The sequence below is a fragment of the Clostridium tyrobutyricum genome (genome assembly GCF_019144085.1).
Taxonomy (GTDB): domain Bacteria; phylum Bacillota; class Clostridia; order Clostridiales; family Clostridiaceae; genus Clostridium_B; species Clostridium_B tyrobutyricum_A.
Map to the genome: position 1 here is coordinate 23,593 of NZ_JAHHUY010000009.1, position 18,013 is coordinate 41,605.

Annotated in this window: 20 protein-coding genes; 5 read left to right on the plus strand and 15 right to left on the minus strand. The window is 31.3% G+C overall.

Translation table 11 applies throughout. The features are described from left to right. Positions 1-116 precede the first annotated feature (116 nt). Positions 117-1,439: a nucleobase:cation symporter-2 family protein gene (locus tag KM800_RS05895; RefSeq protein WP_217812254.1), complete on the plus strand. Its 1,323-nt coding sequence runs from the start codon at positions 117-119 to the stop codon at positions 1,437-1,439. A 21-nt stretch (positions 1,440-1,460) separates the two neighbouring features. Here KM800_RS05895 and KM800_RS05900 read toward each other — a convergent pair whose 3' ends face one another. The 12 genes from KM800_RS05900 to KM800_RS05955 form a co-directional block, all read right to left on the minus strand. Next, positions 1,461-2,594, minus strand: a complete 1,134-nt coding sequence (locus tag KM800_RS05900; RefSeq protein WP_217812255.1) for a 5-methyltetrahydropteroyltriglutamate--homocysteine S-methyltransferase — start codon at positions 2,592-2,594, stop codon at positions 1,461-1,463. Positions 2,595-2,711: 117 nt separating this feature from the next. Further along, positions 2,712-3,830, minus strand: coding sequence for a 5-methyltetrahydropteroyltriglutamate--homocysteine S-methyltransferase (locus KM800_RS05905; RefSeq protein ID WP_217812256.1), 1,119 nt, complete (start codon positions 3,828-3,830; stop codon positions 2,712-2,714). Between the two features lie 20 nt (positions 3,831-3,850). Further along, on the minus strand, positions 3,851-4,783 hold the full coding sequence (locus tag KM800_RS05910; protein WP_217812257.1) for a LysR family transcriptional regulator: 933 nt from the start codon (positions 4,781-4,783) through the stop codon (positions 3,851-3,853). Between the two features lie 160 nt (positions 4,784-4,943). Then, on the minus strand, positions 4,944-5,144 hold the full coding sequence (locus tag KM800_RS05915) for a DUF1657 domain-containing protein (protein ID WP_217812258.1): 201 nt from the start codon (positions 5,142-5,144) through the stop codon (positions 4,944-4,946). 59 nt (positions 5,145-5,203) lie between these two features. Beyond that, positions 5,204-6,064, minus strand: a complete 861-nt coding sequence (locus tag KM800_RS05920; RefSeq protein ID WP_217812259.1) for a DUF421 domain-containing protein — start codon at positions 6,062-6,064, stop codon at positions 5,204-5,206. An 11-nt stretch (positions 6,065-6,075) separates the two neighbouring features. After that, a complete protein-coding gene (locus KM800_RS05925) occupies positions 6,076-6,282 on the minus strand; it encodes a DUF1657 domain-containing protein (RefSeq protein ID WP_217812260.1) in 207 nt (68 codons plus the stop codon). Between the two features lie 68 nt (positions 6,283-6,350). Further along, positions 6,351-6,959, minus strand: coding sequence for a TraR/DksA C4-type zinc finger protein (locus tag KM800_RS05930; RefSeq protein ID WP_217812261.1), 609 nt, complete (start codon positions 6,957-6,959; stop codon positions 6,351-6,353). A gap of 78 nt (positions 6,960-7,037) precedes the next feature. Next, on the minus strand, positions 7,038-7,643 hold the full coding sequence (locus KM800_RS05935) for a methyltransferase family protein (RefSeq protein WP_217812262.1): 606 nt from the start codon (positions 7,641-7,643) through the stop codon (positions 7,038-7,040). A gap of 132 nt (positions 7,644-7,775) precedes the next feature. Continuing rightward, positions 7,776-8,411 carry a response regulator transcription factor gene (locus KM800_RS05940; RefSeq protein WP_217812263.1) on the minus strand — a complete coding sequence of 212 codons (636 nt, stop codon included), beginning with the start codon at positions 8,409-8,411 and terminating at the stop codon, positions 7,776-7,778. Further along, positions 8,404-9,540, minus strand: a complete 1,137-nt coding sequence (locus KM800_RS05945; RefSeq protein WP_217812264.1) for a sensor histidine kinase — start codon at positions 9,538-9,540, stop codon at positions 8,404-8,406. The genes KM800_RS05940 and KM800_RS05945 overlap by 8 nt, the downstream gene beginning before the upstream one ends. Positions 9,541-9,574: 34 nt before the next feature. Next, positions 9,575-9,856 (minus strand): DUF503 domain-containing protein, encoded by a 282-nt coding sequence (locus KM800_RS05950; protein WP_217812265.1) that lies wholly within the window; start codon positions 9,854-9,856, stop codon positions 9,575-9,577. A gap of 115 nt (positions 9,857-9,971) precedes the next feature. Further along, a complete protein-coding gene (locus KM800_RS05955; protein ID WP_217812266.1) occupies positions 9,972-11,681 on the minus strand; it encodes an acyl-CoA dehydrogenase family protein in 1,710 nt (569 codons plus the stop codon). 240 nt (positions 11,682-11,921) lie between these two features. Between KM800_RS05955 and KM800_RS05960 the strand changes: the two genes are divergently transcribed. Further along, positions 11,922-12,230, plus strand: coding sequence for a hypothetical protein (locus KM800_RS05960; RefSeq protein WP_217812267.1), 309 nt, complete (start codon positions 11,922-11,924; stop codon positions 12,228-12,230). A 54-nt stretch (positions 12,231-12,284) separates the two neighbouring features. Here KM800_RS05960 and KM800_RS05965 read toward each other — a convergent pair whose 3' ends face one another. Both KM800_RS05965 and KM800_RS05970 read right to left on the minus strand, forming a co-directional pair. Further along, positions 12,285-13,646, minus strand: coding sequence for a sensor histidine kinase (locus KM800_RS05965; protein ID WP_217812268.1), 1,362 nt, complete (start codon positions 13,644-13,646; stop codon positions 12,285-12,287). A 2-nt stretch (positions 13,647-13,648) separates the two neighbouring features. Next, the gene (locus KM800_RS05970) at positions 13,649-14,362 is read right to left on the minus strand and encodes a response regulator transcription factor (protein ID WP_217812269.1); all 714 of its coding nucleotides are present in this window, start codon (positions 14,360-14,362) and stop codon (positions 13,649-13,651) included. 146 nt (positions 14,363-14,508) lie between these two features. On the opposite strand from KM800_RS05970, the gene KM800_RS05975 reads away from it, so the two are divergent. Genes KM800_RS05975 through KM800_RS05985 form a run of 3 tightly spaced genes read left to right on the plus strand, consistent with a single transcriptional unit; the run spans position 14,509 to position 16,908 of the window. Beyond that, a complete protein-coding gene (locus KM800_RS05975) occupies positions 14,509-15,423 on the plus strand; it encodes an ABC transporter ATP-binding protein (protein WP_217812270.1) in 915 nt (304 codons plus the stop codon). Then, positions 15,420-16,175, plus strand: a complete 756-nt coding sequence (locus KM800_RS05980) for an ABC transporter permease (RefSeq protein ID WP_217812271.1) — start codon at positions 15,420-15,422, stop codon at positions 16,173-16,175. The genes KM800_RS05975 and KM800_RS05980 overlap by 4 nt, the downstream gene beginning before the upstream one ends. Positions 16,176-16,179: 4 nt before the next feature. Beyond that, the gene (locus tag KM800_RS05985; protein WP_217812272.1) at positions 16,180-16,908 is read left to right on the plus strand and encodes an ABC transporter permease; all 729 of its coding nucleotides are present in this window, start codon (positions 16,180-16,182) and stop codon (positions 16,906-16,908) included. Between the two features lie 70 nt (positions 16,909-16,978). Here KM800_RS05985 and KM800_RS05990 read toward each other — a convergent pair whose 3' ends face one another. Beyond that, complete coding sequence (locus KM800_RS05990) at positions 16,979-17,851, minus strand: pirin family protein (protein ID WP_217812273.1); 873 nt, start codon at positions 17,849-17,851, stop codon at positions 16,979-16,981. Positions 17,852-18,013 lie beyond the last annotated feature (162 nt).

Consider the following 18,013-nt stretch of genomic DNA (forward strand, 5'->3'; position numbering starts at 1 on the left):
TTTTGAATTAATTTATAAGGATTAAAATTATATAAGAATACGTTTTAGCACATCAAACTTATATATGTTATAATTTTATCTGTGATTTTAATCTTATAAGGGGAGACTTGACTAATATGGATTTTAAAGAAAATGAAGCAACTGAAATTGAATTGAGCTATGGAATTGATGATAGACCAAAATTGTTGTCGCAGATCTTATTGGGATTTCAACATATTTTTGCAGCTTTTGGAGGAATCATAGTAGTTCCAATAATAATATCATCTTCATTGCATCTCAGCACAAAATCCTCCACAGAATTAATAAGTGCTGCCATTTTAATGGCAGGAATTGCAACATTTGTACAATCCAGAGGAATAGGTCCAATCGGTGCAAGGGTAGCATGTATTATGGGGACAGATATTACATTTGTTGCTCCAGCTATAGCTGTCGGTAAAAGATTTGGACTCGGAGGTATTTTTGGTGCCACCATTTTAGGTGCACTTATAGTAATCATACTTAGTTTTTTTATCAAATACATAATGAAACTTTTCCCGGATATTGTTACAGGCATAGTGGTATGTTTAATAGGACTCACACTGCTGCCAGTTTCAATAGATTGGGCTGCAGGTGGTTCTGGAGCTTCTAATTATGGAAGTTTAAGAAATTTGGGTATTGCATTAATTGTTACTATAATTACTCTACTTTTAAATCACTATGGAAAAGGTCTGCTAAGTAGTGCTTCAATTTTAATTGGAATGGTAGCAGGTTATATTATTTGTACTATTTTAGGAATGGTAGATTTTTCACCTATATCAAAAGCAACTATTATAGCATACCCTAAAATTTTTCGAAATGGAATCAATCTTAATTTAAATGTACTGCTTTCTTTTATTCCTGCATATTTCGTATCTGTTATCAGTACCGTAGGAAACTTAAGGGCCATAAATAAAATATCTGGTGTAAAAGACGATAACATAAGAGTTTCTCATGGTATACTTTCTGATGGATTTGGAAGTTTACTAGCAGGAATATTCGGCGCCATGCCAACTACTTCCTTCAGTCAAAATGTAGGTCTTATTCCACTAACAAAAGTTGCAAGCAGATTTGTTACAATGATGGCAGGAATATTGCTCGTCATATTGGGACTATTCCCTAAATTTGCTTCTATTATAAATGTAATGCCTCAGGTTGTGCTTGGAGGTGTTGGAATTGTAATGTTTGGTACAGTTGCCGCCGCAGGAATTCAAACGTTAAGCAGAGTAAAATTAAACAATAGAAATGTACTTATAATAGCAACTTCAATAGGTCTGGGACTCGGTGTTACATTCAGACCGGAAATTCTATCAAATCTACCGGAAAGTCTAAAAATGATATTTTCATCTGGAATTTCTACAGGTACTATTACAGCACTTATATTAAATCTCATATTAAAGGAAAAAAATCTGGTCGGTGAATAATTCACTGACCAGATTTTTTTCCTACCAAACTTCCTCTGCAATTTCTTTCACTAAATCAATCTTGTCCCACTGCTGCTTTTCAGTTAAAATATTTCCTTCTTCAGTGGATGCAAAACCACATTGTGGACTTAAACACAATCTATTTAAAGCAATGTATTCTGTTGCTTCTTTTATTCTCTTTATTACATCTTCTTTATTCTCAAGTTGCCCTGTTTTGGAACTAATCAATCCTAATACAACAATCTTATCTTTTACAAATCTAAGTGGAGCAAAATCTCCTGCACGATCAGTATCGTATTCCAGATAAAATGCATCTACATTAACGGTACCAAATAGTATTTCTGCTACAGCTTCATATCCACCTGAAGATGCCCATGTTGAATTATAGTTTCCGCGACAAACATGCATTGTAATCACCATATCCTCAGGATGTTCTTTAAGTGCCTCATTATTTATTTTAGCATACAATTTGGCAGTTTCATTTATATCCACTCCTTCTTCCTGACGTGTTTCCCAATATTTTTTGTCACAAAACATTCCCCATGTACAGTCATCCAGTTGAAGACTGCGGCAGCCAGCATCATAAAAAGCTTTTATAGCCTTTCTATAGGCATTGGCTATATCAGATACAAGTTCTTTTGTACTGCTGTAAATTGAATCTGTAATCTCCTTGTTTTCGCCTCTCTGAAGCTCTGCAAGAAATTGTGCTGGTGCAGGTATACTCTGACGTGCAATTACGTCATTGCCTGCAATGCTTTTTAAAAATTTGTAATGTGAAACCATAGGATGATTGCTAAAACCTATTTTGCCGGTAAGTACAGCAGTTTCAGGTCTAGTCTCCAAACCATTGAATTTATATCCCTCATCTATAATCTTCCTATCTACACCATCAAGTCCCCACATAAAATCAAGGTGCCACCATGATCGCCTGAATTCACCATCTGTAACAGCTTTAAGTCCTACAGATTTTTGTTTCTCAACCAATTTTATTATTTCCTTGTTCTCCAGCTGATTTAATTCTTCAGAAGAAATTTCTCCATTTTTGAATTTAATACGTGCATCCTTTATATTTTGTGGACGTAAGAAGCTTCCTACAATATCCGCTCTAAAAGGAGTTTTAGTTCTCTTGTCCGTTTTTTCAAATACTATACTCATTCAAATCTCTCCTTAACTAACTTGTTTTACTGTGAAACAAGTATAACACAGATGGATTTATATGGGTAACTTCAAAAAACTATTACCTGTTATAGGAATTAGCTATATCTAATACTTTTATTGATTCCATACTTCACCGGCAATTTCCACAATAAGCCTTATTTTATCCCACTGTTCCTCTTCTGTAATTATATTTCCTTCTTCTGTAGAAGCAAACCCACACTGAGGACTTAAACAAAGTTGATCCATGTCAATATATTTACAGGCTTCAGAAATACGAGATTTAATATACTGCTTGCTCTCAAGTCCACCATGTTTTGTAGTCACAAGTCCAAGTACAACTATCTGTTTTTTTATAAATCTCAAAGGTTTGAAATCACCTGATCTTTCATCATCATATTCCAGGAAAAATCCATCTACACTGCAATTTTTAAAAATTGTTTCAGATATAAAATCATATCCTCCTGATGCAAACCATGATGAATGAAAATTTCCACGGCATATATGAAGTGTAATTATCATATCATCCGGGCAATTTAAAATACTCCCATTAATAAGATTTAAATAGTACTGCATGAGTTCCTCAGGATCAACATTCATATTTTTGATATGTTTTCTATATCTATCACTGCACAGCATTCCAAGTGCTGTATCATCCAGCTGAAGATATCTGCAGCCGGCTTCATAGAAAGATTGGATTGCACTCTTGTAAACTTCTATAATATCATTCATGAGTTCCTGACTATTTTTATATACACTATTTTCATTATGACTTTGTACAGAGTAAAATAGAGCTGGGGATGGAATTGTAAATTTAGGAATACTGTTACCACAAATACTTTGTAAATATTTAAAATGCTGTATCATGGGATGACCATTAAATAAAAGCTTATCTACAATTCGAAAACTCTCAGCTCTAATTCTTGATCCATTTATACTTTTTCCCTTGTTCAATATAATCTTTTCTGTACCATGTATACCTAAAAAGAAATCCAAATGCCACCATGATCTTCTAAATTCTCCATCTGTAACAGCCTTTAATCCCAATTGTTTTTCCTTTTGTACCAATTTTATAATCTCTGTATTCTCAATATCCGTTAAAGTTTTAAAATTTATATCTCCTTCTTCAAATTTTCTGCGAGCAATTTTAATTTCTTCTGTGCGTAAAAAACTCCCTACAATATCACAACGAAAAGGTGGTATATTTCTTTTTGTTCCTATTGATTTTCTAATCATATTTCCCTCCACTCTATGTTTTATAGCAGATAATAATTGGAATCAAAATAATTTGTGGATACAATATCATTTAATATATTTATAAATTCTTTAGCTATGTTGTTTAACTTTATATTCTTATGTGAAATCCATCCTACTGTAAATATTTCACTACTTTCAAGTGGTATGGACTTTATTTCACTTCCATTTAAATCAGATACTACTACTCCAGTACCAATGGTATAACTTTCCGTACCAATTATTAGATTTGAAAGAGTAGCCCTGTCATTTACATAAATTATTTTATTCATTTCAGAAAGATCCATCATTTCCTCTGAGAAATGTATTGAGTTGTTTTTTCCCTGATCGAATTTAATATATGGAAATGGTTCTATATCTTTCATATTGACAAATTCTCTATTTGCAAGAGGATGTTTAGTATTAATAAAAATGTATGGATTTGTATTAAATAAAGGTGTAAATTTGAGCTCATTGTCCCTGAATATTTTATTTAAAACTTTTGAATTGTTTTCACTTATATATAATATTCCTATGTGACTTTTAAGCATTTTTACATCTTCAATAATTTCATAAGTTCTTGTTTCTCGTAAATTCAATTCATATCCTTCCACTTCAAAATTTTTCATTAACTTTACAAAAGCATCTACTACAAAAGCATAATGCTGAGTTGAAACGGAAAAATGTGCAGGTCTTAGTTGTGTGGCCTTATAATGATTTTCCAATAATTTACTTTGTTCTACAATTTGCCTTGCATATCCCAGGAACTCAATTCCATCTATTGAAATATTTATCCCTCTATTATTTCTATCAAATATTACAATTCCCAGCTCATTTTCAAGCTCTTTTATGGCATTTGAAAGGCTTGGCTGTGATATAAAAAGTTTTTTTGCAGCTTCATTCATAGAACCACAGTTTGAAACCTCAACTGCATATTTTAATTGCTGAAGAGTCAACAGATCACCTCCATTTCAATTTATGTTCAACATAATTTATATAAATATACACTATTATATCATTAAGGAAGCATGAGTCTAATGATAATTTTAAAAAGATCTATCCTGGATAATAATTAAATTATTAACCGAGATAGACCATTTTATTTATTAATATGATTTATTTATATTGGGGTTCCTGTTCCTGAATATATTTCAATCTTCCATTTAAAATTTGTAGTGCATCTTCAAAAGTTTTAGCAAGCTGCTTAAAATCCTGTTTTGCAGTTGGATCTTCTGTCTGCAGTTCAAAAGTTTTCATTGTAGCTGCTGCTGATTGAACTCCAGCTATAGCCTGCTGCATCTGTGTTCCTACTGTCATATTTGTCATCTCCTTTATAAAATGTTGGTTTTATATAATGAACAATACAATAAAAATTGTCATCGTAGTAGATAGGGTTCTAATTTATCCATTAGTCTTTTTATTGTACTGGCATTGTTTGAATACATTTTTTTAGCTTCTGGATTATCTGTTTCCAATGAATATGCAAATAAATCAGCTTGAACTTTGGAAATACTTGCATAAAGCAATTCCTTTACTTTAGGCTGTTGAATTTGTATGGAATCATCAAAGGTGTCTATAAAAAGATCACCTGAAGAATCCACCTGACCGATAAACACATTCTCAAGAATCACTCCAAAATTTGACAGTTGAATTTGGAGCCATTCACGATTTAAGCCTCTGTTTGACAATGCACCATCTATAATCTTACCATTCAATATAACTGTTTCAGGTTCGGATATAGGTGCAACTTCCACTTTAAGGTCATGCGAAGTAACTGGTTTCTTATCTGATTTTAATAAAACATTTACTTCTCCTGTAGTTTCCATTACGGCAAATTGTACATCAGCCAGATTAAATATATTTTTAGATCTTAAATCTCTAAGTAGTTCGTCTCCCGTATATCTTATCGTTTTTAAATTTTCTTCCATTACCTTTCCATCTTTTATTAATACAGTTTGATTTCCATATACAAAGTCATGTATCCATTTGACTTCCAAAGATAGATAATCTATTATAAGAGAAAACAAAACCCAAACACCTAATACAAGAAAGGCAAATATCACATTGGATACTAAGCCAAGTGAAATAAATGTAACAATAATAGCAACTACAATATAATTTATCATCCTAAAAGGTGTTAATTTCGACAAATTGCCTTTTCCATAGATTCTAACTATTGCCAAAGTCAAAAAAAATAGAATAGCAGATCTTAAAATTACCATAATCCAATTTTGCATATTTAATTCTCCTATTTTCCTTTATATTGAGGTTCTTCAATTTGTATTGTCTTCAATCTGTCTTCAATATTTTTAGTAACTGTTTCTGTAGTTTTAAATGCTTCACTATATGCTTTTATTTCATCTTTGTTTTTGCTTTCCAGAGAATAAATTCTCAGGGTACTTTCAATTCCCTGCAGATCTGCCAATGTCTGCTTTACTCTTGAACCTACCGTCATTATGATCAACTCCCAACCTAATTACAAGAATATTATTACCTGTATTGTATTTAAATATTACTGTAAATTTAAGGCAGCTGGTTCTTGTACTGTGTATTGCTTATTTTTTCTATAGGTTCAACGTATTCTTCATCTTCATCCTCATATTCTTCAACTATGTTTTCTCTTCTATTGAATTTTCCAACTGCCTGATAGCTGTCCTCCGCATCAAATCCAACTTCATCTTTATGCTTGTCATATCCTCCATGATTCATTGTATACTTCAAAACATCTTCTTCAGGAGGCCTGTTTTTCATCTCATCAGGTTTGGAATCATCAATATTATCCTGACAATGAATGCAGTATTCAGCATATGGAACACATTTTAACCTGTTGCTGTCTATTTCCTTTCCACATTTCTTGCATATTCCATAAGTACCTTGTGCCATTCTTTGTAAAGCATTATCTATTTTGCTTATAATAATCTCTTCATTCTTTTGGAAAGCCATTCCTCTTTCTTTGTCATATATACTGCTTGCACTATCTGCAGGATGATTGTCATAAACAGATAATTCACTGGACATCTCAGTATTTGACTTTATTGTTTCATTTCTTTCCATCTGTTCTAGTAAATCACATATTTCATCTCTTTGAGATTTTAATTTATTTTTGAGACTTTTTAATAATCTATTGTCCATAATTTATAAACACCTCTCATTTATATTTCAATGTAAATATATTTTAACTAAAAGAGGTCAAGTTTATTCTTATAGACATTAAAATATAAATGGTATTATTTTATATGTTTTCTTTTTATATTCCCTATAAAGCATGCCAAACTTATTTTCCAACATTTTTTCTTCAATTTTAATTCTATATCCATATATAATAAATATTATAATTATAGTTCCCGCCAATCCTGTAAGGCTTCTAAAACATAGTGAAATTCCTACTAAAGATAATATACTTCCACTATAAGCTGGATGCCTGATATATTTATATATTCCATTTTGAACTATTTTTTGTTCTGAGTTCATTTGTACAGATAAAGTAAAAAATTTTCGTAATGACCATACTGAAACTGCTCTTAATATGACTCCGACAATAATTAAAAATAATCCAACAACAAAACATGGAGTTGGCAATAAAATATGAAACATTCTTCTGCAAAATGGATTTAAATAAATTACAGCTATAAAACCCAATACGAGTACTAGATAAGAGCCTTTGTCTCTGCTTTCTCTATTTCCAGATTGCCTTTTACTATAAAGAAAAGTAAAAATCCAAATTAATATTCCTGACATTATAAAAAATATAAATACTGCTTGAAATATATTTTTAAAACCAACTGTATCAAAATACAAATTTCCAAATAAATTCATATAAACATCCCTTCAACTTTTATTATGCTTATATATTATAATCAAATAGACCTGGAGGTAATATGTATTAAGTAACAAATTTCATAAAAAACAAGGCGGTTATATTACTAAAGTAACATAACCACCTTGAAATCACTTGATAAAAAGAGCTGCCAGCTGACTTCTCCTCTTTAGATTCAATTTTTTTAAGATTTTTGACACATAATTTTTAACTGTGCCTTCCGATATAAACAAAGTTTTTGAAATTTCATTATTACTTTTTCCATCTATAACCAGTTCAAGTATTTCATTTTCTCTGTCCGTCAGCAGACTAAAAATTTTATCATTACGAACTTTTTCTCCATTATTAGTATTATTTAAAGCATTAACCAATTTTGGAGTCATACTGGAATCAAATAACATTTTATCCATATAAACATCCTTGATACTCTTTATTATATAATCAATTTCACTATCTTTTAATATGTATCCACTTATTCCATATTTTATACCCTCAAATATATATTCATCCTCATTAAAAGTGGTAAGTATTATTATTTTAACATCTGGATACTGCTTTTTTACAATGTTGGTTGTACGTATTCCATCCATTTTCGGCATCCTTACATCCATTAAAATTATATTTATATTGTAATTGGATAATTGGTCAATAACTTCATAACCGTCTGAAGCTTCGCATACAACCTCTATATCCTTGTCCAAACTTAATATCTTTTTTATTCCTTCTCTTATAATAACCTGATTATCAGCTATCATTACCTTAATCACTTGAAAATCCCTCCGGTATGGAAATTTCTATTGTAAATCCCCTGTTAACTATGCTTATAAAATTAACTTCTCCATTGATTTTGTGTATTCTTTTTACAATTCCATTGAGTCCGTTTGATCTTCTAATAAATTTACAACCTTCACCATTATCTTTAATTTCCATATGTAACCTATAATCTCTAATTTCTATAGAAATATAGATTATAGATGGACTACCATGTTTTAAACTGTTTGTAATGGCTTCTTTTACTGTTGTAATCAAAACTTCCTGTACTTTGCCTGACAAAATTCCAGTATCAATTTTACAGCTAAAAATTATTTTTACAATGTCGAGTTTATTAAACTTTTCAGCAATTTTTTCTATTTCGTCTTGAATATCTACTTCTCCATCCAGTTTTTTTAAATCATATACTGTAGTTCTCAAGGTTTTAATACTTTCTTTTACAAGTTTGTCAATCTCACAGATTTCACTTTGAATTTTTTCTTTATCCTTGAGAGCTTTAAGATATCTTATGTTCATTGAAAGAGCCATAAGACTATGTCCTATGGAATCATGCAATTCCTGGGATATTCTCTCTCTTTCTTCCATAACAACATATTCTCTCTCTTTAAAAGAATATTCTATGAGATTTGAATTCAATACTTTAAGTTTGTCCCTTTCATATCTATAATTATGAATAATAACAAATATCATAAGAGTTAAAATATACGCCACTATATAATACATAATATGATTTAAATTATGTATCAATGGCTTGTACATTATTACGTACAAGATAAATCCAGTAAAATGAAACAATAAAAATTTTATTCTAGTCCTAAATTCACATATATCAAATATATCATCCAATATAATAAAATAATATATATTAATACTTCTATCGATAATCCAAATGGTCATGAATAGAAGGATTGATATAATTAAAAATCTGCTATAGTTTTTCCTGTCCTGCATATAAGTCAAATATATAAAAGTAACCAAGATAAGAATTCCATTTAATATAGCACAAACAATTGAAATTGTTTGCCTAGTACCTGCATATGACAAAATATTGAACATCATATAAAATAATATAAGATATCGTATTATTGGTTTAGCAATTCTCCATATTTTGAATATATTTTTCAATTAATATCATCCTGTCAAAAATTTTTATATTTACTTACAATACTTCTCTCTGTATGTCAATTATCTCCGCATCGGTATTTCCGTCTACAAAATTTATTATATTCTCTTCTGTGGAATCTATCTGGGCTGAACTTCCGCATACTCCTGCAATACCTATAACTATTGTCTGATGAACATCCTGACAGTCTATTTCCGCTGCTGATATATTAAACTTATTTTTTAATTTTTGAACTATACTTTTTACTATCATTCTTTTTTCTTTCAATGAATGTACCCAGGATGCCCTTAAAGTAATTTTCATAATTAAGACTTTCAATATCTATCACCATCTTTTTCATATTCAAATACTATAAACAATATTATATCCATATAATGCCCAAATGACAAAAAATGTATCAAGACAAATAAATTATCTTGATACATTTTTTAATTTATTTTTTTAAGGCCTTAGCTAAAATTGGTGCAATCTCATAGAGATCGCCTACGATACCATAGTCCGCTTGTGCAAATATTGGAGCTTTTTCATCAATATTAATTGCAGCTATAATCTTAGCATTTTTAATTCCACCAAGGTGTTGAACCTGACCGGATATTCCAATTGCAAGATAAAATAATCCTTTAAATTTTCTACCAGATACTCCTACGAATCTATCAAGAGGCATCCAATGTTTTTCTTCTGCAACAGGTCTTGAACAACCAAGTTGTGCTCCTATGTTTTTAGCCAAATCTACTATTATAGGCAAATCATCTTTTGACTTCAATCCTCTTCCTATACTGCATACTCTATCAGCTTCGCCTATGCTTCCATAAACTTCTTCATTGAAATCAGTTTTTATGTTTTCAGATTCAAGATATTTCAAAAAGGCAGCTACCCTTTCTTCTGGTGAACCTTCCTTTATGATAATCTTTTTACGATTTCCAGTTATTGATGCCGAAGCAAGTTTCTTTGATTCTGGTTTATTTGATGCTATAATCGTGCCTTTATTTGAAGTCTTCTTTGGTCTTCCGATTATTGCATTTGAAATAACCAATTTTTGAATTTCATTTGTTCCCTCATATATTGTGCAAATTTTAGCGTCACGATACATACGTTCTACAGGGAATCCTTTAATATATCCAGAACCACCAAATATTTGAACCGCATCATTTACAACTTCCAGACATATATCAGAAGCATATAACTTGGCCATAGCAGATTCCTTTCCATAGGATTCATGTTCTTCTTTCATCTGTGCTGCACTATATACCATAAATCGTGCCGCTCTAATTTTAGTAGCCATTTCTGCAAGTTTAAAAGCTATATCCTGCTGTCTTGAAATTGGTTTTCCAAATTGAATTCTCTCTTTGGAATATTTCAGTGCCTTTTCATAAGCACCCTGTGCTATGCCAAGTGCCTGGGAAGCAATACCAATACGTCCTCCTTCAAGTGTCTGCATGGCAATTTTAAATCCTTCTCCTTCTTTTCCCAAAAGGTTTTCTTTTGGAACTTTTACATTATTAAAAAGCAGTTCAGCAGTGGCAGAGGAACGAATACCCATCTTGTTGTAGTGTGTGCCGAAAGTAAATCCTTCCCATCCTTTTTCTACAATAAAAGTACTAATTCCCTTTGTTCCTATGCCAGGTGTTGTAACTGCAAATATTACATAAGTATCAGCATAATCTGCATTTGTAATAAATACTTTAGAACCATTTAAAATATAGTGATCACCTTTCAAGACAGCTGTAGTTTCCGTTTCACCAGCATCACTTCCAGCATTGGCTTCAGTTAATCCAAATGCTCCAATTTTCTTTCCAGATGCAAGGGGAACAAGATATTTTCTTTTCTGTTCCTCTGTTCCAAATGCCATAATAGGCCATGATCCCAAAGATACATGAGCAGATAGAATAACTCCAACACCAGCATCTATTCTTGACAGTTCCTCTACTGCAATAATATAACTTAGTACATCCTTGCCTGCTCCTCCATATTCCGATGGATAAGGAAGTCCCATAATAGACATCTGTGCCATTTCCTTTACTATATCCTCTGGAAATATACTTTCTTCATCTAGCTGAAAAGAAATAGGCTCAATCTTAGTCTCAGCAAATTTCCTAACAGTATCCTTAATCGATTTCTGTGTCTCTGTCAGTTTAAAATCCATAAAACCATCTCCCATTGTAGTGTATGATAGAAAATAACTTAACTTAGTATAATTTTCTATTTATAAATAATTATACAATACATTACTAATTATTAAAACCAGAAATCAATCTATAGTAATAGCTGTATTTATCCTTTTCTGTAATATCAGTGCTTTTTTGATTTTTTATTTATAGCTGGCAAAGAAGGTTTATTCAATGGTATAATATAGATAATATAAATATTATAAAGGAGTCAAATCGTGAAACTTGAATTTAAAATTATGGGGTTGGAGCTAATTAAAAAGCATTTGTCACAACTTGAAAAAAATAATTCTGTCCATTATAAAGATCTGTTTAATATTGCTTTCATGAAAAAACATACTAAATTTTCCAGTTTTAATGAATTTCTGAAATTCGGTAACTTCACTGTAAATTCCATTGATGATTTTAAAGCCATACCAGATGAAAAAATGGATACACACGTAAAAGAAGCTAGTGATTTTTCATGCTGGCAGGATATGCTGAATTCAGCTGTCAGAAGTTATACCATAGCAAAGTTAGGGCTTTAATAAATATACTGGATGTGTAATTTTTATTAATACACATCCAGTATTTAATATAACTCAGCTATTTATTACGGGAAGTTCTATAGTACAGGAAACTCCTCTTTCAAGCTCACTTGTAATATTGAAATTTCCTTTATGAACTTTTATTATCTGATTTACAATCAAAAGTCCCATTCCATGTCCATTACCATATTGAAATCCTTTATAAAAATTATTTAACCTTTCTTTTTCAATTCCAATACCATTATCATTCAATTCAATTATAAATCTGAGCTTTTTCATGTAAACTTTGATTAAAATATCACATCCATTTGGGTTATGATTTATACTGTTTTGTATTAAATTTGAAATTGCACGTTTCAATAAAGTATAATCACCCAGTATCATATGATTTCCACATTCAGATAATATAATCAAATCTATATTATATTTATCTTCCATGCCATTATTTAGAAAATCTGCAGCTATTTCACGTATTAGCTCTCCTGGAAAAATTTTCACAAGATTAAGAGGCTGCATATCATACTCCAATTTTGATACAAGGTTCAAATCACTTACAAATTGTTTTATTTTGATACTCTGGCGCTGTATAATTGCAGCTTTGTCTCTAACTTCCATTGGAAGTTCAGTGCTTTCCTGAATCTGACTTGCATAGCCCATAACCATTGACAGAGGAGTCCTAATGTCATGAGATACTCCTGCAATCCAATTTGTACGTGCATCATCCCTCTTCTTTAAAGCAATACGCTGCAATTGAATCTCTCTAGACGTCTTGTTTATTGCACTTGATAGATTTCCAAGTATACCTGAGCATGGAAGTTGAATCGGTTTTTTTTGAACTATATTCTCAATACCTTTTGCAACAGGGCTTAAAGATCGATACAGCAATACTCCCAAAAACACTGCAAGCAAAAATGCAAACACTGTATTTAGAATAAGAATTTCTACCATATGTTTAGGAATATCACCAATAAATTTGTTGGTAAATTGCACACTGTATTTCCAATAGGAATTTCTTTCATTTCCTATTACAAGCAGTCCTGAAGGATGATTCCATGTATCAACGGGATAGTCTTTCAAATACCATTTAGAGAAAGATGAAACTTCCGAAATACTATACTGTTTTGGTATGTCTTTAGGCATATTTTTACTCCATATTACTTTCCCCTTGCCATCTAGAAGCATCCCCCATTTGTATTGGGAATTCATAGCCTTCTCTCCCTTACGCCCCAATACATATTTACCATTTTGTAATTTCAAATCCTTTGATATTGTAACAATTTTGCTTCTGCTCTTATAATTTTTGGGAGTTTGAAATATAAGTACAGTCAAAAATGCAGCGTTGAAAATTACAAGAATCAATGCAATTACAACTGTTCCAATTACAAATCTTGTAACTATTTTAAAAACATTCTTCAATTTTATTTCTCCTTTGAAAGTTTATATCCTAATCCTCTTGCAGTTATTATATATACAGGATTAGACGGGTCCTTCTCTATTTTTTCCCTTAACCTTCTTATATGAACCATCAATGTATTTTCATAACCATATAGTCTGTCATTCCAGGCTGTCCTGCATAAACTATCTCCTGTTACAATATTTCCTCTGTTTTCATAAAGTTTTTCAAGAAGTACATATTCCTTGGCAGTCAAGGGAACTTGTTTGTTGTTATATGCAACAGTGATACTATTAAAATCAATTTTACGCTCTCCAAGATAAAATATTGGTTTTTTTATGCTATTTAAAACAATTGGAAAATACGCCCTCCTTAAAACTGCAGACAATCGGAGTATAAGCTCTCTCGGCAAAAAAGGCTTGGTTATATAATCATCTGCACCAAGACCCAAACCTAAAAGTCTATTTTCATCTTCATCCCTCGCTGATAGAAACAAAACCGGAATCTGTGATTTTTCCCTAAACTTTTTAAAAAGTCCAAATCCGTCACCATCAGGCAGCATAACATCCAGTATAATACAATCTGGATTTACTTTATAAAATTGTTCTTCTGCATCACTGCAGGATGAAGCAGTATAGATTCTGGAAAATCCAGCTTTAAAAAGTATTTCTTTTATCATGTCCAACAATTCAACTTCATCATCTACAATTAGGAGTTTTCCATCATAAATGTTTTTCATGTACATCACCTAAAATTATTATATCTTAAAATAAAACAATTTATAATTGTAAATTAAAAGTTTAAGGTTGTTGTAAGGTTTTATTCAGCTCTGTGTAAGGTAGTTATTTTATACTTGCTTTATACTTTACGAGAGGAGTCGTTTTAATGGCAAATATTATTATAACAAAAGGTCTTTCCAAACAATATGGAGGAACTATGAGAGTTAAAGATTTGGACATGGTTGTAAAAGAAGGTTCCATATATGGGTTTCTAGGACCTAATGGGGCAGGAAAGTCTACAACTTTAAAGATGATTTTAGGACTTGTAAACCCAACCTCAGGAAATATTTCTGTATTCAACAAAGAAATAAATCATAAAAATCGTCTCAGTATATTAAAAGATGTTGGATCTCTAATTGAATCGCCTTCTTATTATGGTCATCTAACTGGTGAAGAAAATCTTGAAATTGTCCAAACATTGAGAGGTGTTTCCACAAATAGAATAGATGAAGTTTTAAATATCGTTAGACTTGAAAATCAAAAGAATAAAAAGGTGTCCCAGTATTCTCTTGGTATGAAACAAAGGCTTGGAATTGCCTGCGCACTTATTGGAAATCCAAAACTTCTTATTCTTGATGAACCTACAAACGGACTTGATCCTGCAGGTATTCAGGAAATGAGAGAACTTATATGTTCACTGCCAAAACAATATGGAATGACAATTGTAGTCTCCAGTCATATTTTAAGTGAAATAGATCAAATGGCCACAGATGTTGGCATTATAAGGAAAGGTGAGCTTGTATTTCAAAATAGTCTTGAAAATCTTCATTCTCACAGCCAGGAAAAAATACTTATGAAGACATTGAACAATGCCGCAGCTAGAGCAATAATACTTAAAATTGGTATGAATTGTGAACTGAGTGGTGATTATATTGTATTGCCAAAATTAAGTGATTCTGAAATTGCCCATTACAATCATATTCTTTCAAAAAATAATATAGGAACTGTTAGAATTGAAGAACATAAGAAAAGTTTGGAAGATATATTCTTGGAACTAACGGGAAAGTCGGTGAGTCTATGAAAAATTTATTCTGTCTCGAATTCTTCAAGCTGAGGCATAAAAAAATATGGACTTTGCCATTTGCTCTGATTATTGTTCAATTTTTATGGGGTATGAAAGCAATGATGTCTTACACTACGCTTCATGGATCGGAAGGAATGTGGAAATATATGCTTTATCAGATGAGTTTCCTCAACTGTCTTATGATGCCAATTATAATTTCCATTATAGCATCCAGAATATCGGATATGGAGCATAAAGGATGCACATTTAAATTTATAAATACAATTATATCTCCAGGCAAATTATATTCAGCAAAGTTTCTGTCCGGCAGTACTTACTTGATTTTTATGGTACTGGCACAGACTGTAGTAATGATATTCATGAGTTTTATGATGAAATTCAAGGATGTACTTCCTGTACATCATATATTAATATTTTTTATTGTGACAGTGATTGTAAATTTATGTATTTTTACAATTCAACTTGGAATTTCCATTCTTGTTTCAAACCAGATGATAGCCTTGATTACAGGATTGATAGAAAGTTTTACAGGACTATTTGCAATGTTTTTTCCAAAAGTTATTCAAAGGTTTTTTCTTTGGTCATATTACAGTATACTCAGTACACTAAATCCAATTACTGATTTGAAAACCAAAAGCTTTAATGTAGAGTATACTTCACTGGATCTATGGGGACTTTTTGTAATATGCATTTCATCTGTAATATTGTTTTTAGCAGGAAAATTTATTTTTGAGAGAAAAGAGGTATAATCCTATGTTTATAAAAGTATTTGTTACAGAGTGGAAAAAGCTCAACAGATCCATGATATGGCTAGCTGTAATTATTGTTCCTATATTGGCAGCTTTCATGGGAAGTTTTAATTACGTTCAAAATACAAGCATACTCAAGGACAAATGGTATGACTTATGGACCCAGCTGTGTCTATTTTATGCATATTTTTTTCTACCTTGCCTGATAGGTGTATACTGCTCTTATATTTGTAGATTAGAACATTTAAACCACAATTGGAATTTAGTAATGACCCAGCCTGTAAGTATTTCATATATATTTCTAGGTAAACTTTCTGCAGCATCTGGTCTAACATTTATAACTCAAGTTTTTATGGGTATACTCTATTTGATTTCAGGAAAATTAATAGGTATAAATACAGGAATACCACATGATATATTTTTGTGGTTGATTCTAGGATGGATAACTTCCATTGTTATATCAGCTCTTCAACTTTGTATTTCAATTGTTGTTAAAAATTTTGCAGCCCCAGTTGGAGTTGCCTTTGCAGGAGGAATTTTGGGCCTCCTAGTGCTAGCTAAAGGATATGGTATATTCTTTCCATTTTCTCTACTTTCCTTTGCTATGAATTCAATCAATCCACAAAATGCACTTACATCAGTTACTATAGTGCAAATTTTAATAAGTTGTGCTGCATTTCTATTACTATTTTGCTGGTTTGGAATATTCAAGTTGAAAAAAAGTGAGCTATAAATTTTAGAGAAGATGATTTTTACAATTTAAAAATCATCTTCTCTTTATTTTAAATAACCCAATCGTTAAATTACAAATTCAAATCATATTTACTTTTATTACCGCTCTTTATAAAATTTCCATTGTCAATTTCTTTAAATGCATTTTTGAGTTCCTCCTGGGTATTCATGACAACTGGTCCTCCCCAGGCCACTGGTTCATTAAGAGGATTGCCTGTAAACACTATAAATCGAATTCCATTATCTCCTGAATGTACTCTAATTTCTCTTCCACTGCTAAACAATACTGCATTTTTCTCAGCAATATAATTATCATTTTTTTCATCAAAACATCCCGATCCTTCAAAAATATATACAAACACGGTAGATTTATCATTGATTTCAAAAGACCAATTACTGTTTTTATCCATATCAACATCTAGAATATTCGTTTTTACATAGTCGCCCTCAAATGCTCCAGATGCATTTTTGTAACCACCTGCTATTATTTTTACAGTACATCCTTCCTCTTTTACTTCAGGAACCATTTTCCTTGTTATATCATGATACATTGGTGTACACATTTTGTCTTTTGCGGGAAGATTCAGCCATAACTGAAATCCAAACATTCTCTTTGATGCTTTTGGCATTTCCTGATGAATTATTCCACTTCCAGCAGTCATCCACTGACAGCATCCATCCTCAATTGTCCCTTTATTGCCAAGACTGTCTCCATGCTCAATTCTACCATTAATAAGATATGTTATAGTTTCAATACCCCTGTGTGGATGCCATGGAAATCCTTTGATATAGTCATCAGGATCTGTTGAATCGAAAATATCAAGCATTAAAAACGGATCAAATTCTTTAACAGTAGAAAGTGTTAGTACACGCAAAAGCTTTACTCCTGCACCATCATGCTGTACACTTCCTCTTATAGTCTTGCTTACAGGTCTAATATTCATAATAAATTCCTCCCTTTTAAAATTACGTTTTCAGCTTTAAGGATGACTATTTTGATTAAATTATACCAGAATATTTACCTATTTACATAAAATAATAAAATATTAGATTTTTTTGACAATTCGCATTTATCATTATATAATGAAAACGTAAACCCAGCGTGT

Excerpts from the sequence above, each read along its gene's own strand:
- KM800_RS05920 (WP_217812259.1), bottom strand. The coding sequence starts at position 6,064 with ATGCAAAATTGGATTATGGTAATTTTAAGATCTGCTATTCTATTTTTT.
- KM800_RS05905 (WP_217812256.1), bottom strand. The coding sequence starts at position 3,830 with ATGATTAGAAAATCAATAGGAACAAAAAGAAATATACCACCTTTTCGT.
- KM800_RS05970 (WP_217812269.1), bottom strand. The coding sequence starts at position 14,362 with ATGAAAAACATTTATGATGGAAAACTCCTAATTGTAGATGATGAAGTT.
- KM800_RS05985 (WP_217812272.1), top strand. The coding sequence starts at position 16,180 with ATGTTTATAAAAGTATTTGTTACAGAGTGGAAAAAGCTCAACAGATCC.
- KM800_RS05975 (WP_217812270.1), top strand. The coding sequence starts at position 14,509 with ATGGCAAATATTATTATAACAAAAGGTCTTTCCAAACAATATGGAGGA.
- KM800_RS05925 (WP_217812260.1), bottom strand. The coding sequence starts at position 6,282 with ATGACGGTAGGTTCAAGAGTAAAGCAGACATTGGCAGATCTGCAGGGA.
- KM800_RS05990 (WP_217812273.1), bottom strand. The coding sequence starts at position 17,851 with ATGAATATTAGACCTGTAAGCAAGACTATAAGAGGAAGTGTACAGCAT.
- KM800_RS05955 (WP_217812266.1), bottom strand. The coding sequence starts at position 11,681 with ATGGATTTTAAACTGACAGAGACACAGAAATCGATTAAGGATACTGTT.
- KM800_RS05930 (WP_217812261.1), bottom strand. The coding sequence starts at position 6,959 with ATGGACAATAGATTATTAAAAAGTCTCAAAAATAAATTAAAATCTCAA.
- KM800_RS05915 (WP_217812258.1), bottom strand. The coding sequence starts at position 5,144 with ATGACAGTAGGAACACAGATGCAGCAGGCTATAGCTGGAGTTCAATCA.
- KM800_RS05895 (WP_217812254.1), top strand. The coding sequence starts at position 117 with ATGGATTTTAAAGAAAATGAAGCAACTGAAATTGAATTGAGCTATGGA.
- KM800_RS05935 (WP_217812262.1), bottom strand. The coding sequence starts at position 7,643 with ATGAATTTATTTGGAAATTTGTATTTTGATACAGTTGGTTTTAAAAAT.
- KM800_RS05980 (WP_217812271.1), top strand. The coding sequence starts at position 15,420 with ATGAAAAATTTATTCTGTCTCGAATTCTTCAAGCTGAGGCATAAAAAA.
- KM800_RS05900 (WP_217812255.1), bottom strand. The coding sequence starts at position 2,594 with ATGAGTATAGTATTTGAAAAAACGGACAAGAGAACTAAAACTCCTTTT.